Genomic DNA, 13,028 nt, shown 5'->3' with positions numbered 1-13,028 from the left:
AACGGCTTGGTTGGGGGAACCCTAGGGCCCCAAACAGAGCACTCACGCCAGGCGTGGTATGATTAAGGCCAAGGGACTTTTGTGCTGCTGGGCTTTTATGACCCCTTTCCGCCGCAGTCAGGCGATTACCGCTGGGGTGCAACGTTCCCCGAACCGGGCGATGTTGCGGGCGGTGGGATTTACGGATGGGGATTTTGCCAAGCCGGTTGTGGGCATTGCCAACGCCTATAGCACGATTACCCCTTGTAATGCGGGGCTAAATGATTTGGCCCTGCAGGCGGAAGCGGCGATTCAGCAAGCCAATGCTATGCCCCAGATGTTTGGCACGATTACGATTAGCGATGGGATTTCGATGGGAACCGAGGGGATGAAATGCTCGTTGGTGTCCCGCGAAGTGATTGCCGATGCGATTGAGACGGTGTGTTTGGGGCAAAGTCTGGATGGGATTTTGGCGCTTGGGGGTTGTGATAAGAATATTCCGGGGGCGCTTATGGCGATGGCCCGGCTGAATATCCCGGCGATTTTTGTTTATGGGGGAACGATTAAACCGGGGCACTATCAGGGGCAAGATTTGACGATTGTGAGTGCGTTTGAGGCGGTGGGGGCCTACAGCGCTGGGAAAATAAGTGAGGCGGATTTGTTGGAAATTGAACGGCGGGCCTGTCCGGGGGTGGGTTCCTGCGGTGGGATGTACACGGCCAATACCATGTCCTCGGTGGCGGAGGTGCTGGGCTTGAGTCTGATGTATTCTTCGACGATGGCGGCAGAGGATGAGGAAAAACGGGCTAGTGCGGCGGCGTCGGGCAAGGTGTTGGTGGCGGCGATTGAAAAGGAAATCCTACCCCGGCAGTTGATTACCCGTAAGTCGTTGGAGAATGCGATTGCTACGGTGATGGCGGTGGGGGGTTCGACGAATGCTGTACTGCATTTGTTGGCGATTGCCCAGGCGGCGGAGGTGCCCTTGAGCTTGGATGATTTTGCCCGGATGCGGGAGCGGGTGCCGGTGCTATGCGATTTGAAGCCGTCGGGGCGGTATGTGACGGTGGATTTTCACCGGGCGGGGGGGATTCCTCAGGTATTAAAAATTCTGCTCAATCATGGGGTACTGCACGGGGATTGTCTAACGATTACGGGGCGCACGTGGGCAGAACAGTTGGCGACGGTGCCGGATGAACCCCCAGCGGGGCAGGAGGTGATTCGCCCTTGGGACAACCCGGTGTATCCGCGGGGGCACATCGCCATTTTGCGGGGAAATTTGGCGACGGAGGGGGCGGTAGCCAAGGTTTCGGGGATCAAACGGACCTCGATGACGGGGCCGGCGCGGGTGTTTGATTCAGAGGAGACCTGTTTGGCGGCGATTTTGGCCGGGCGGATTCGACCGGGGGATGTGGTGGTGATCCGCTATGAGGGGCCAAAAGGTGGGCCGGGGATGCGGGAAATGTTGTCCCCCACATCGGCGCTGATCGGGGCGGGGCTAGGGGAGCAAGTGGGGTTAATTACGGATGGGCGGTTTTCCGGCGGTACGTATGGGTTGGTGGTGGGGCATGTGTCGCCCGAAGCGGCGGTGGGTGGCACGATTGCCCTGGTGCAGGAAGGGGATTTGATCACCATTGATGCCCAGGAATGCCGTTTGCATCTGCACGTTGCGGATGAGGAATTGGCGCAGCGGCGGGCGCAATGGCAACCTCCGGCGCCCCGTTATACGCGTGGGGTATTGGCGAAGTATGCCAAGTTGGTGGCGGGCAGTCATCTGGGGGCGGTCACTGATCTAGATTTGTGGGCTTGATTCATGTCATTGGGCTGGGCGGGGACGGGGCGGCTTCGCTGGGGACGGATGCCCGAATTGCCCTCAATCGCGCGCAAATTTTGTGTGGCGCTCCCCGGCATTTAGCTCATTTTGCCGAACATCCGGCGTTGCGTCTGCCTTGGGAACATCTCCAGCAGGGCATTCAGGACTTAAAAAAGTATTTGGCGCAGGGGTATGAACAGGTGGTGGTGTTGGCCTCCGGTGACCCTTTGTTTTTCGGGATTGGGCGGTTATTGCTCAGCCATTTTCCACCGGAATCGTTGCGGTTTTATCCCCACGTCAGCGCGGTGCAATTGGCATTTAGTCGCTTGAAAATCCCTTGGCAGGATGCCCAAATTGTGAGCATTCATGGCCGGTCGTGGGAAAACTTAATTCCCCCGCTCAAACAAGGGGTTGCCAAAATTGCCATTCTCACCGACCCCACCCACAACGTCCGCACCATTGCCCAGGTGCTCCAGCAATTAAGACTGCCTATTGCGTATCAAATTTGGGTGTGTGAGCAGTTGGGTAGTCCCGACGAACAGATTGAATTACTCACCCTGGAGCAAGCACTCAAGGATCAAAGAAATACGCTGAATGTTGTGGTACTGCTGCGGGAGTCATCCCGATTATGCAACCCGATGAAGTTACCTATATTCGGCATATCTGATGAAGTGTTTTACGGGTTTCCCGATCAGCCAGGTTTGATGACCAAAAAGGAAATGCGCAGTTTAATTTTGGGGGAATTGCAGCTTCAGGATGGGCAAACGATTTGGGATGTGGGAGCAGGTACAGGCACAGTGGCCATCGAAATCGCTCGTGTACTCCCCCAAAGTACCATTTACGCCATTGAAAAAAATGCAATGGGGGTGCAATTAATTCACCAAAACTGTCAACAGTTAGGGGTGAGAAATGTTACTGTTATTGCTGGCAATGCCCCGGAAATTTTTACTCATTTACCCAATCCTGACCGGGTGTTTATTGGCGGAAGTGGCGGCAATTTAAGGGCCATTTTAGAGGCATTAGATACCCGTTTGCTGCCAGGGGGGATTGTGGTTTTGGCGCTGGCGACCCAAGAACACCAAGCGCTGGTTTTAAGCTGGGCAAAACAGCAGGGTTGGCCGTATCATGCTCTAGATGTTCGCCTCTCCCGTTCCCTGGCGGTCGGGGATTTGACGCGCTGGCAACCCCTCAATCCGCTTACCCTTGTGCAACTGGGCAAACCGGCGGGCTAAGGGATTTGCGTGCGTCCCACCAGCTTATCTAACCCAATCGTGCCGTTGAGGTTGGTATTGCCCATAATGGCCTGCTGCACCTGGGCACCTGTTAAATCTGCACCGGCTAAATTAGCGCCTGTGAGGTTGGTGTGATTCAAATTCACTACGCTCAAATTACTATTGCTCAGATTGGCATCTTGCAAGCGGGCGCGGGAGATATTAGCTCCTCGTAAATCGCTATCACTTAAATCTGCTTGGATGAGATTTGTAGCGGGCAAATTGGCGGTGACCAAACTCACCTTTTTTAACTTGGCACCCTCTAAAGTCGCCTGCGCTAAATTCGCCCGATCCAAACGCGCAGCGGTCAAATCCACACCTGTCAAATCCGCCTGGCTCAAATCCGCCTCCCGCAAATTGGCCCCCCCTAATTTGGCCGCTACTAAATCGGCTCGGCTCAAGCGCACCCGCGGCAACGTTGCTCCTACCAAACTGGCTTCCCGCAATTTCACTCCCTCCATGCGGGCATCTGTCAAATCCGCCTGGTCCAAATTCACCCGGTTCAGCACCGCATGGTGCAGCCGCGCCTGGGATAAATTCACTCCCGTCAACACCGATCCCGTCAAATCTGCCCCGCTCAAATTCACATCCGATAAATTGGCTTTTTCCAGATTCGCCAGACTGATAGAGGCCTGACGTAAATTGGCTTCGCTGCAATCTGTGTGGACAAGATTAGCGCCATTCAAATTTGCTCGCTCCAAGTTGGCACGGATGAGAATACTTTTTGCCAAGTTAACATTGCCCAAATCCGCCTGTTTCAGGTTGGCATTGCCCAAATTTGCTTCGGTTATATCCGCATTAAATAACTTGGCACCCTCCAAATTCGCCCCTGCTAAATTAGCTCCCCGCAAGTTTGCATTGCCCAAATTAGCTCCCGCCAGAACCATTCCCCGCAAATCCGCTCCCGATAAATCACACTTCGGACATTGATTGGTGCTGGTCAACCGCTGTATATGTTCCGGGTTGGCGGCCAAGGCCAACGACGATCCCAGTAACTCAATGCCAATCCAAATTACTCCCCACCAGGTCGTTTTCATCTGCCCATCTCCTAACCAAATCCTGACAATTATGCGACTCCTTGACTGTCATCATACTGCATACAGTTAGTTCCGGTAGCCCGTCAGGAACCCTGGTGGGCAGGAATGGTTCGGCATCCCCACAGTTAAGCAAATGCTGTCACTTACTACAGCGTGACCCGCTAACCGCCCTCTCAAACAAACTCAGGACACATTGCCCCCCTTGCCCAAGCCGCCCCATCTATCTACCGCACACCTATCCAGCCCCTAAAAACCAGAAAGGGAGCCGACGACTTGCCGTGTTTCGTCTCGACTCCCTAACTGGTTCGCTCCTCACACAAGTAAACTTTATCAGGTCGGTCCCTGCTTTGTCATCCGCCTGCAGCGACGGTAGCGATACAATTTTCTTATAGAAAACAGCGATTGACGACCATCATCACTGCTTTTGCTTATCAGTGTGCGGCAACCAGGGGCAATCGGGGTGGCAAAATTCCGCTAAGGTCAGGGGCCGAATTCCCTGCTGAGCGGCCCATTGCGCCTGGGCGGGGGTGTTGTAGCCCCAGGTGGCAAGAAATAAGGGAATGTCCCGCAAGGCGGCAATCTGTTGCACGGCAGTCAGAGCCTCAAGGCGGTCTTCGACGAACCCAATGACTTTGTGCTGCTGATGTAATGCCTGCAGTATCGCGGTTTTGGGCTGGTCTAGGGTTTTGCCGTACAGCCATGCTGGCGGCCATGCGATGCCGGCCCCGGCAAAGAGCGCCAATACAAACCGTTCTTGCTTGGTGGTGACAATCACCGGCTGAAAGGGGGCAGCCGTCAACCAGCGCTGCACTTGGGCGACCACCCCCGGATAAAAATGGTGTCGCGCCAACCATCCGGCTTCATCCTGGGCAATCCAGGCATCCCGCGTCCGATCCACCCGCTGCCCTAACATCTCTGCCGACCAACCTGTGGCCGCCAAAAGCCGTTGTTGCACCTGGGACCAAGCAGTCGCCATGACTTCTAAGTCCTCCCCCACCACCAACCCATGCAACAGCAGGGGCATCTCCCACCCGTGCGTAATCACAGGCCGCAGCCGGTAAAACCATTCTCGGAACGGCTCCAAATTGCCGGTACAGCCAATGTCAGGACATAATTCCCGGTACACCTGGGCGCTGATGGCAAAGTATTCCTCTTGCCCGTCACAGAGCACCCCGTCAAAATCCAGAGCCAACAGGGACGGTTGCGGCATGGGACGCCCAGCCCTTCAGAAAATGAACCTTCCTAAACCTGACCAGGCGCTTGCCCTGGTCACTCGGTTGTGTGCCCGTGGGGGGAGAACTGGGGTGCAAGGATTCGAACCTCGGAATGGCTGGACCAAAACCAGCTGCCTTACCACTTGGCGACACCCCATTGCCATCGCATTAGCTATCTTAACAATCTTGCGGGGCGCTTGACAATGGGCGTATGCTGGGAACCATGCGGTATTGGCATGGTATCAATCGTCTGACCCTGGCGGCAGGGTGGGTGGCAATGGCGCTGGTGCCGCCCCTGGTGCTGGTGGGGGTGTGGAATGTGGTGGGTCGTTATCTAGGGCGATGGTGGGGGCGCAACCTCACCTCCAATGCGCTTTTGGAATTGCAGTGGTATCTGTTCAGTGCGGTTTTTCTCCTGGGGGCGGCCTACACCCTCTACCAAAACAGCCATGTACGGGTGGATGTGCTGTACCAGCGCTGGTCGGAACGCCGCCGCGCCTGGATGGACCTCCTAGGCACCCTACTGTTTCTGCTGCCGTTTGTGGTCTTGATTTTGTGGGTGACCACCCCCACCGTCTGGGCTTCTTGGCGCATTTGGGAACAGTCCCCCGACCCCGGCGGTTTGCCGCGCTACTGGGTCAAATCCCTCCCCTTGCTGGGGTTTGGCCTGCTGTTGGTGCAGGGAATAGCCCAGGTGGTGGGGCTGGTGCACTTTCTCCGTCACGGTCAGCGGGAATAGTCGGTCGGGTGGGCGGTGGCCGGATAGCGCCCCTGCTGGTGAACATCCTGGCGGAGGTTCTGCATCCCCCACACCACCCCAATCATGGCGGCTAAGGCCAAAGACAAACGCACGGTCTCCACAATGTGCTCCCGCAATTGCGTCATCATCCAAAACTCCTGAATGGTGCCAATGGCTTAATTCCACTCTAAAGAAGGAATCGGCTGTGCCGGCGTGATAAACATCACCAAAGCCGCGCGAACATAACAAGGTTTAAGAACGGTTAACGCGGCGGCTGGAGCACTCCCGCCGTTGGCCGCGGCTTGTTCTCAGGAAAATATAAGGAGATACCCATTCCCCAGAGCCGGTTGCGGCAGGCCGCTTCACATTCTGTTACGTTGGGTGACGGGGGGGAACCGCTTCGCCTACCCTGAAGGAAGCTTCTGACTGGAGTTGGTTGCCATGACCTTGCCTTTGCTTGCTTACCGACCCACCACGCAAAACCATCGGGTGCGGAATTTTGGCCGGGCGGAACTGAATGAAGATAGCCCCCGGATTTACCGTTTGGAGGATGTGGGCACTACCGACGAGATGGATGCGCTGATCTGGGCGGCCTACCGGCAAATTTTTAGTGAACACGCGATCCTCAAATCCTGCCGCCAGGTGACTTTGGAATCCCAGCTCAAGAATCGGACGATTACCGTGCGGGATTTCATCCGGGGTTTGGCGCAATCGGACCCCTTTTACCGGTTGGTGGTGGCGGCCAACAACAATTACCGGCTGGTGGATGTGTGTTTGCGGCGGATTTTGGGGCGGCAAGCCTACAACCAGGAGGAACGGATTGCCTGGTCGATCCGCATTGCTACCCAGGGGTTCAAGGGGTTTGTCAATGAACTGGTAGATAGCGACGAATATACGGAAAATTTTGGGGATCAAACGGTGCCCTACCAACGCCGCCGGATGCAGGGTCGCCCGTTCAATTTGGTCACGCCCCGCTATGACGGCAACTATCGGGCGAAAGCGGGGATTGGATACATTGATTGGAACTATGTTTTGATCCGCTACTACCAAAAACGCGCCCAGGAACGCCAGCAATTGTTTCCCCAGGCGGGCGACCCCCGGCAGTATCGCGCCCTGGCCCGTGCGGTGGATACCCGTCCCCAAACGCGGCCAGTGGTGGCGGTGCAGGAATTGGACTTTTTGGCCAAGGTGCCGCGGCGGCGGTCGTGACCCGCTGGTGGGTGGTAGGGGGCCTGGTGTTGGTGGGAACCAAAGCTGCGGCGTTGCAGGTGGTTTATCCGCCCCCGGAGCATCAGACCACCGCGCCCCACATTTTTCTGATTGGCACCCATCCCCCCCACGAACCGGTACGGGTCAACGGGCAGGTGGTGGCCCGTTCGGCGGCGGGGCATTTTGCGCCTGTTGTGCCCCTGGCCTGGGGGCATAACACGGTACAGGTGCAAGCGGGTGCGCAAACCCTAACCTTAACCATTCGTCGGGTCCCGCCTGCGGAACCGGCGACGCCGTTGCTCCCGGCGGTGGATGTGGCGCGGTTGCCGGGGGAACCCCTTTGTTTTCAGGCGTTCCTGCCGCCTGGCGAGCCGGTGGCGCTCCAGGTGGGTCCCTGGTCGGTGGCGCTGTCACCCCGTTGGGTTGCTGACCTGGCCGGAAACGAGGCGGTTTTGACTGCTCCCCGGCCCACTCCGGCGCGACTGCGGTACGAGGGGTGTCTGCGGGTGGAAACCCCAGGGTTGCTGGGACACCCGGAACTGCGCTGGGGGCAACAACGTTGGCAGAGTCCTGGGGCGGTGACCATTCTCGACCCCAACCAGCTAGAGGTGGCGACGCTGACCACGGAGGGCATCGCCCGCACCGGCCCCGGCACGGATTACTCCCGCTTGACCCCCCTGCCGGCAGGGACGCAGGACCAGGTGATTGCCCAAGAGGGGGACTGGCTGCAACTGCGCTACGGGGGTTGGGTACAGCGGCAGCAGGTGACCTTGCAACGCATGGCCCTCTTGCCCAGCCTCTTGCGGGGGGTTCGGGAACACCGCACCGCTGACTGGACGGAAATTCACTTTCCCTTGAGCCGCCCTGTACCCATTGCCATTCACCAGGAGCCGGGGGTAGTGCATCTTACCCTGTGGCACACCCGCGCGCAAACCGACATTATTCGGCTGGGGGAAGGCCCGGCCCTACGCCGGTTTACCTGGCAACAAACCGCCCCGGAAACCCTCCGCTACAGCTTTTATTTGCCCTCGGCGCAGGCATGGGGCTACCGGGCGCACTACCAAGACCAGGTTTTGATCTTTGCTCTGCGACATCCGCCCCCGTTGCCGCCCCACTCCCTGGCGGGGGTGAGGGTTCTGCTCGACCCTGGACATGGCGGCCCGGAGGACCTGGGGGCTGTGGGCCCCGATGGCACGCCGGAAAAGGACGTGAACCTGAAGATGGCCCTTCTGGTGGCGACCCGCTTGCGCCGGCGGGGTGCCCAGGTGACCCTGACCCGCACCAGCGATGTGGCCGTGCCTTTGGTCGAGCGGGTGGCCCAGATTCAGACCCAACAGCCCCATTTGGCCCTGAGCATTCATTACAACGCCCTCCCCGATGACGGCGACGTTTGGGGCACCCAGGGCATTGGCACCTTTTGGTATCACCCCCAGAGCCAACCCCTGGCCGTCTTTTTGCACCGATACCTCACCCAGACCGCCCGGCGGCCCAGCTACGGCGTTTTTTGGCACAACCTCGCCCTTACCCGTCCCACCGTCTGCCCCGCCGTGTTACTGGAACTGGGGTTTATGATTCATCCCCAGGAGTTTGAATGGATTGTCCACCCCCAGGCCCAGCAGCACCTGGCCCAGACCCTTGCAGCCGGCATCGAAGCCTGGCTGCGGCAAACCCTAACCCCGTTGTCGCCAGGGGTCTAACACATCCTTCACCAGGGCTTCCTCGATCCACACCCGGCAGACCACCATCAAGGGCAAAGCCAAAATCAACCCCGGCAACCCCAAAAACGTCGTGAAAAAAACCTGCGCCATCAGCGTCAGCGCCGGGGGCAATTGCAACTGCTGCGACATCACATAGGGCGTGACCAAATAGGCATCCGTTTGCTGGATTAAGAAATACAAAATCACCACCGCCACCGCCTTCCAAGGCGCATCCAAAGCCGCAATCACCGTCGGCGGAATCACACTCAACGTCGGGCCAATATTGGGAATTAAATTAAACAAACCGGCAATCAAGGCATGGGCAAAATACAACCGCACCCCCAACAGCGATAAACCAACAAAACTCAAAATTCCTACCACCGCCATGGCCGTCAGCGTTCCCAACATCCAAGCCCGCAAATTCACCTCACAACGACGGAGAATGGTATGGACGCGATTGCGGTAAAAAGCGGGAAATAAGCGGATAAATCCCTGGCGATAGGTAGCAGGGTCGGCCAAAAACATCACCGCCAAAACCAGGATAAAAATAAACGACAGCACCCCCCCCAACGTATCAAAAAAGAAACTAATCCCCCGCCGCAGCAACGGGTTGAGAAACGCCTGCAATTGCCGCAGCAAATCACCGTTACTCTGCAACGGAACGAGGATTTCCCCCAACAAACGCATTTGCAAATCTTCCGACCATTGCGCCAGGGACTGCAACCCCTTCGGCAACAGTTTGGCCAGTTCCTCCAACTCCTTACTAAAAGGCGGCACCAACAACCCCACCAACAGCGTCAACCCCGCCAAAAACGTCAACAAGGTAAGACCAATGGCAACCCCCTGGGGAATCCGCCACTGGCGCAAAAAATGCACCGCTCCATCCAACGCCACCGCCACCAACACCGCCGCAAAAACCAACAGCAACAAGTAGCGAATTTCCCAGAGAATATACAGGGCTACCCCTAGCAGGATCAGACCAAACCAATCCCCCAATTTCATAGAAGTTCCCTGCCCATAAAGGGCTGTAAAACCTCGGGAATCTGCACCGAACCATCCGGGCGTTGGTAGCACTCCAAAATCGCCGCCATCGTCCGCCCCACAGCCAAAGCTGACCCATTGAGCGTGTGGACAAATTCCGTCCCTTTTTTCCCCGCTTCCCGATAGCGAATCCCGGCCCGCCGCGCTTGAAAATCACCAAAATTAGAGCAACTGGAAATTTCCCGGTAGGTTTGCTGCGCCGCCAACCACACCTCCAAGTCATAGCATTTTTGCGCCCCAAAACCCAAATCGCCCGTACACAATTCCACCACCCGGTAGGGCAACCGCAGCGCTTCTAATAAACTGGCCGCATCCTGGACCAAACGTTCGTGTTCTGCCTGCGAGGTGGCAGGATGAACAATTTTCACCAGCTCCACCTTATTAAATTGGTGCAAACGAATCAACCCGCGCGTATCCCGGCCATAGCTGCCTGCTTCCCGGCGAAAACAGGGCGTCCAAGCACAGTGATAAATGGGCAATTGCTCGGCGGATAAAATCTCATCGCGATAGAGATTGGTCACCGGCACTTCCGCAGTGGGAATCAGCCACAAATCATCGTCCCGACAGGCAAAACTTTCCTGCGCAAATTTGGGCAGTTGCCCCGTCCCGGTGAGCGCTTGACTGTTGACCAAAAAAGGCGGCAACACCTCCACATACCCCCGCCGAATGTGCCAATCCAACATCCATTGGATCAACGCCCGCTCCAGGGCCGCCCCTGCCCCCCACAGGGTGACAAACCGGCTCTGGGCAATTTTGGTCGCCCGTTCCGTCTCCAACCAATGGAATTTGGCCGCCACCTCCCAGTGGGGCAACACCGGATGCTGCGGTTTGTAGGCTTCCCCCCACACCGCCCGCACCACGTTGGCGGTTTCATCCTTGCCCACGGGCACATCCGGCGCCGGTAAATTCGGCAGTTGTAATAACAACTCCTGGAGTTTTTGCGTGAGTTCCCGTTCCTCCTGTTCCAGCGCCGCCAGGGTCTGCTTGAGTTCCTGCCCCCGTTGCCGCAGCGGTGCCAGCACCTCCTCTGACGCCCCCGTGCGTAGCAACTGGCCGACCTGCTTGCCAATGTCATTACTTTCTGCCTGCAACTGGGAACGGCGTTTGGCCAACGCCCGCACCTGGGCATCCACCGCCAACAGGGGTTGCACATCCACATCCCCCTGGCGCGTCGCCAACCGGGCCGCCACCAACTCCGGCTGTTCCCGAATGAGTTTCAGGTCGAGCACCCTGATTCCCCCGCCACACCATCCCTGATTGTACTGGAAGTAGGGGTAAAACTCGGACAACCCTGGCACGGCCCGTGGGGGTTGACTGCACACCGTACTAACTCTGACAGGGCATTGTACTTGCAGCGACCATCGCCGATAATCCAGCGTCCCTGCCAGCGATTGCGGTCAGGGTGAGCGACCTGGACCAGCAGGGCCATTTTGTGCAGGTGGTAGCGACCGCCCCGGTAGTGGTAGCAATGGCGGCGTTCCAAGACGGTGTAGGTTTGGCCGTTGATCTGCACTGGGCTGCCGGGTTGGGGCCGGTCAGGGAGCCAAAATTCCCCCAGCGACTGGGCCGGTTGGCTCAGGAGAATTTGGGTAGGCACGGATTCCGGGGTCATCGTCAGCAAGCGACAAGCAGGTATAGGTGTAATTTAGCTCGCGGGGGTGTGGGGGTGGATAAGCCCCGCACGGTGCCGGGATACAGCCACCCCCACGTGGTAAAATAGGGTTGGCCATACAAAACGGCGTTGCCGGAATCTGGCATGGCTACGTGGTGGGACATCCCGTGTCTGCGACACGCAGAGGGTTCTTGCGGAAGCTCCCCAAGGAAGCGTATTGAAGCCCGCTCTCTGTCTGTAGGACGAGAGACGGGAGTATGTCACCGTACTCATTCTAAGGGTTTCCGTTGATCGGTGCCCCGTACAAAGTGATAGATGTCCTGACAATAAAACTTGTGTGCCTGGGGGTTGGGGTGCAGGCATTATGTGGGCCGAGGGAATAGGCGCAGGCTGCTTTCTACCTTTCTACATGTAGCCCTGGGTGACTCCGGCGTTGAGATATTCTCGAAACCGGCGGTGTTGACACGCCCACCGCCTCAAGTCGGGGGATGCTGATGCAGTCCACCAACGGACGCGCCAAGGCGTGGTCAAGACGCTCCTACACAGTTCCTTAAGACAAAGCCCTAGGGTTCTGCTTACTTTCCTTAGTAAGTTGGCTGCAGCGTTAACATCCACATTTACCAGCCACCCCTTCGCGGTTTTGTACAATCCCCGTTTGATTCGCTTCCCAGATGGCCGCCACCCGTCGGGTTTTTCACCATAAGTAGGTAGGTCATCCCTATCCAAGAAACTCGCCTGCGAACTGTACGCTTCATCCACCTCAATAAACTCGATGCCGTAATATTGGCATAGCTCTTTTATGCGCTCCTTCAACCGGCCTGTGGGAATAAACACAAAGTTTTGGTTGTTGACCCTCCCTAGATTGCATTCCTGCTTTTGCTCTTGGTTCCAGCCAAAGATAATTTTCCCGGTGGAGTGCTCTAGGCAGTAATTAACGACCGAACGAGCAGCTTTGTTAATGCCATCCCGCATCCTACGATTTCTCTTCTCGGTGAGACGATCCAGTCGGCGAGACCAAAAACCTTGCGGTTTACCGGTTTTGAGCCTAGCCACCTCTTTGTTGTACCACTGGTTGCAAGATTTGACCTGCCGCCCATTGATGATAAAGCTATGTCCTAAGTTACTAACGCAGGCAAGCCAGTTGTTGACACCATGATCAATTGCGAGAACTTTTGTTGGGTCAAGGGGGTGCGGTTCAGAAGGCTTGGCATACACCCACTCTAGGTATAGCTAAGCAGGCAAAGGTTGACATATAGAGCAGATGACTGAATCGATGATGTCATGAAGGTTTTGGGTTGTGGATGTCATAGTTTTTCTAACTCTTTGCTTGATTCTATGCCATGGATGCTCAATCGGGTTTAAATCGGGAGAGTATTTCGGTAGATATATCAATTCACACCCAGCGGCTGCCACAACCTT

General features: G+C 56.9%; 13 protein-coding genes and 1 tRNA gene. 5 read left to right on the top strand and 9 right to left on the bottom strand.

Annotation, left to right across the window (positions count from 1 at the left end; genetic code table 11):
• Positions 1 to 97: 97 nt before the first annotated feature.
• Both ilvD and cbiE read left to right on the top strand, forming a co-directional pair.
• Positions 98 to 1,786 carry a dihydroxy-acid dehydratase gene (ilvD, locus tag ACWISF_RS04930; protein ID WP_448380481.1) on the top strand — a complete coding sequence of 563 codons (1,689 nt, stop codon included), beginning with the start codon at positions 98 to 100 and terminating at the stop codon, positions 1,784 to 1,786.
• Entirely contained in the window at positions 1,777 to 3,021 is a 1,245-nt protein-coding gene (gene cbiE / locus ACWISF_RS04925; RefSeq protein WP_448380480.1) for a precorrin-6y C5,15-methyltransferase (decarboxylating) subunit CbiE, read from the top strand. The genes ilvD and cbiE overlap by 10 nt, the downstream gene beginning before the upstream one ends.
• On the opposite strand, the gene ACWISF_RS04920 is transcribed toward cbiE, so the two are convergent.
• The 3 genes from ACWISF_RS04920 to ACWISF_RS04910 all read right to left on the bottom strand — a co-directional run bounded on the left by ACWISF_RS04920 (position 3,018) and on the right by ACWISF_RS04910 (position 5,468).
• Positions 3,018 to 4,097: a pentapeptide repeat-containing protein gene (locus ACWISF_RS04920; protein WP_448380479.1), complete on the bottom strand. Its 1,080-nt coding sequence runs from the start codon at positions 4,095 to 4,097 to the stop codon at positions 3,018 to 3,020. The genes cbiE and ACWISF_RS04920 overlap by 4 nt on opposite strands.
• A 415-nt stretch (positions 4,098 to 4,512) precedes the next feature.
• Positions 4,513 to 5,307 (bottom strand): HAD family hydrolase, encoded by a 795-nt coding sequence (locus ACWISF_RS04915; protein ID WP_448380478.1) that lies wholly within the window; start codon positions 5,305 to 5,307, stop codon positions 4,513 to 4,515.
• A gap of 89 nt (positions 5,308 to 5,396) precedes the next feature.
• Positions 5,397 to 5,468 (bottom strand) — tRNA-Gln (locus ACWISF_RS04910).
• Between the two features lie 66 nt (positions 5,469 to 5,534).
• Here ACWISF_RS04910 and ACWISF_RS04905 point away from each other — a divergent pair.
• The gene (locus tag ACWISF_RS04905; protein ID WP_448380477.1) at positions 5,535 to 6,050 is read left to right on the top strand and encodes a TRAP transporter small permease subunit; all 516 of its coding nucleotides are present in this window, start codon (positions 5,535 to 5,537) and stop codon (positions 6,048 to 6,050) included.
• Here the strand turns inward: ACWISF_RS04905 and ACWISF_RS04900 are convergent.
• Positions 6,038 to 6,199, bottom strand: a complete 162-nt coding sequence (locus ACWISF_RS04900) for a hypothetical protein (protein ID WP_448380476.1) — start codon at positions 6,197 to 6,199, stop codon at positions 6,038 to 6,040. The genes ACWISF_RS04905 and ACWISF_RS04900 overlap by 13 nt on opposite strands.
• A 292-nt stretch (positions 6,200 to 6,491) precedes the next feature.
• On the opposite strand from ACWISF_RS04900, the gene ACWISF_RS04895 reads away from it, so the two are divergent.
• Together ACWISF_RS04895 and ACWISF_RS04890 are read left to right on the top strand one after the other, a co-directional pair.
• Positions 6,492 to 7,259 (top strand): phycobilisome rod-core linker polypeptide, encoded by a 768-nt coding sequence (locus tag ACWISF_RS04895; RefSeq protein ID WP_448380475.1) that lies wholly within the window; start codon positions 6,492 to 6,494, stop codon positions 7,257 to 7,259.
• Positions 7,256 to 8,956, top strand: coding sequence for an N-acetylmuramoyl-L-alanine amidase (locus tag ACWISF_RS04890; RefSeq protein ID WP_448380474.1), 1,701 nt, complete (start codon positions 7,256 to 7,258; stop codon positions 8,954 to 8,956). The genes ACWISF_RS04895 and ACWISF_RS04890 overlap by 4 nt, the downstream gene beginning before the upstream one ends.
• Here the strand turns inward: ACWISF_RS04890 and ACWISF_RS04885 are convergent.
• The 5 genes from ACWISF_RS04885 to ACWISF_RS04865 form a co-directional block, all read right to left on the bottom strand.
• Positions 8,930 to 9,958, bottom strand: coding sequence for an AI-2E family transporter (locus ACWISF_RS04885; RefSeq protein WP_448380473.1), 1,029 nt, complete (start codon positions 9,956 to 9,958; stop codon positions 8,930 to 8,932). The genes ACWISF_RS04890 and ACWISF_RS04885 overlap by 27 nt on opposite strands.
• Positions 9,955 to 11,226 (bottom strand): serine--tRNA ligase, encoded by a 1,272-nt coding sequence (gene serS / locus ACWISF_RS04880; RefSeq protein ID WP_448380472.1) that lies wholly within the window; start codon positions 11,224 to 11,226, stop codon positions 9,955 to 9,957. The genes ACWISF_RS04885 and serS overlap by 4 nt, the downstream gene beginning before the upstream one ends.
• Positions 11,214 to 11,609, bottom strand: coding sequence for a DUF6464 family protein (locus ACWISF_RS04875; RefSeq protein WP_448380471.1), 396 nt, complete (start codon positions 11,607 to 11,609; stop codon positions 11,214 to 11,216). The genes serS and ACWISF_RS04875 overlap by 13 nt, the downstream gene beginning before the upstream one ends.
• A gap of 405 nt (positions 11,610 to 12,014) precedes the next feature.
• Positions 12,015 to 12,824, bottom strand: coding sequence for an RNA-guided endonuclease InsQ/TnpB family protein (locus ACWISF_RS04870; RefSeq protein WP_448380470.1), 810 nt, complete (start codon positions 12,822 to 12,824; stop codon positions 12,015 to 12,017).
• Positions 12,825 to 12,839: 15 nt separating this feature from the next.
• Positions 12,840 to 13,022: a transposase gene (locus tag ACWISF_RS04865; RefSeq protein WP_448380551.1), complete on the bottom strand. Its 183-nt coding sequence runs from the start codon at positions 13,020 to 13,022 to the stop codon at positions 12,840 to 12,842.
• Between the last annotated feature and the right edge of the window lie 6 nt (positions 13,023 to 13,028).

The organism is Gloeomargarita sp. (assembly GCF_053491055.1).
This window is presented reverse-complemented; position numbering and strand designations above follow the sequence as displayed.

Coding starts and splice junctions, on each gene's coding strand:
- ilvD (WP_448380481.1), top strand. CDS start 98: ATGACCCCTTTCCGCCGCAGTCAGGCGATTACCGCTGGGGTGCAACGT.
- ACWISF_RS04900 (WP_448380476.1), bottom strand. CDS start 6,199: ATGATGACGCAATTGCGGGAGCACATTGTGGAGACCGTGCGTTTGTCT.
- ACWISF_RS04920 (WP_448380479.1), bottom strand. CDS start 4,097: ATGAAAACGACCTGGTGGGGAGTAATTTGGATTGGCATTGAGTTACTG.
- ACWISF_RS04905 (WP_448380477.1), top strand. CDS start 5,535: ATGCGGTATTGGCATGGTATCAATCGTCTGACCCTGGCGGCAGGGTGG.
- ACWISF_RS04875 (WP_448380471.1), bottom strand. CDS start 11,609: ATGACCCCGGAATCCGTGCCTACCCAAATTCTCCTGAGCCAACCGGCC.
- ACWISF_RS04915 (WP_448380478.1), bottom strand. CDS start 5,307: ATGCCGCAACCGTCCCTGTTGGCTCTGGATTTTGACGGGGTGCTCTGT.
- ACWISF_RS04895 (WP_448380475.1), top strand. CDS start 6,492: ATGACCTTGCCTTTGCTTGCTTACCGACCCACCACGCAAAACCATCGG.
- ACWISF_RS04885 (WP_448380473.1), bottom strand. CDS start 9,958: ATGAAATTGGGGGATTGGTTTGGTCTGATCCTGCTAGGGGTAGCCCTG.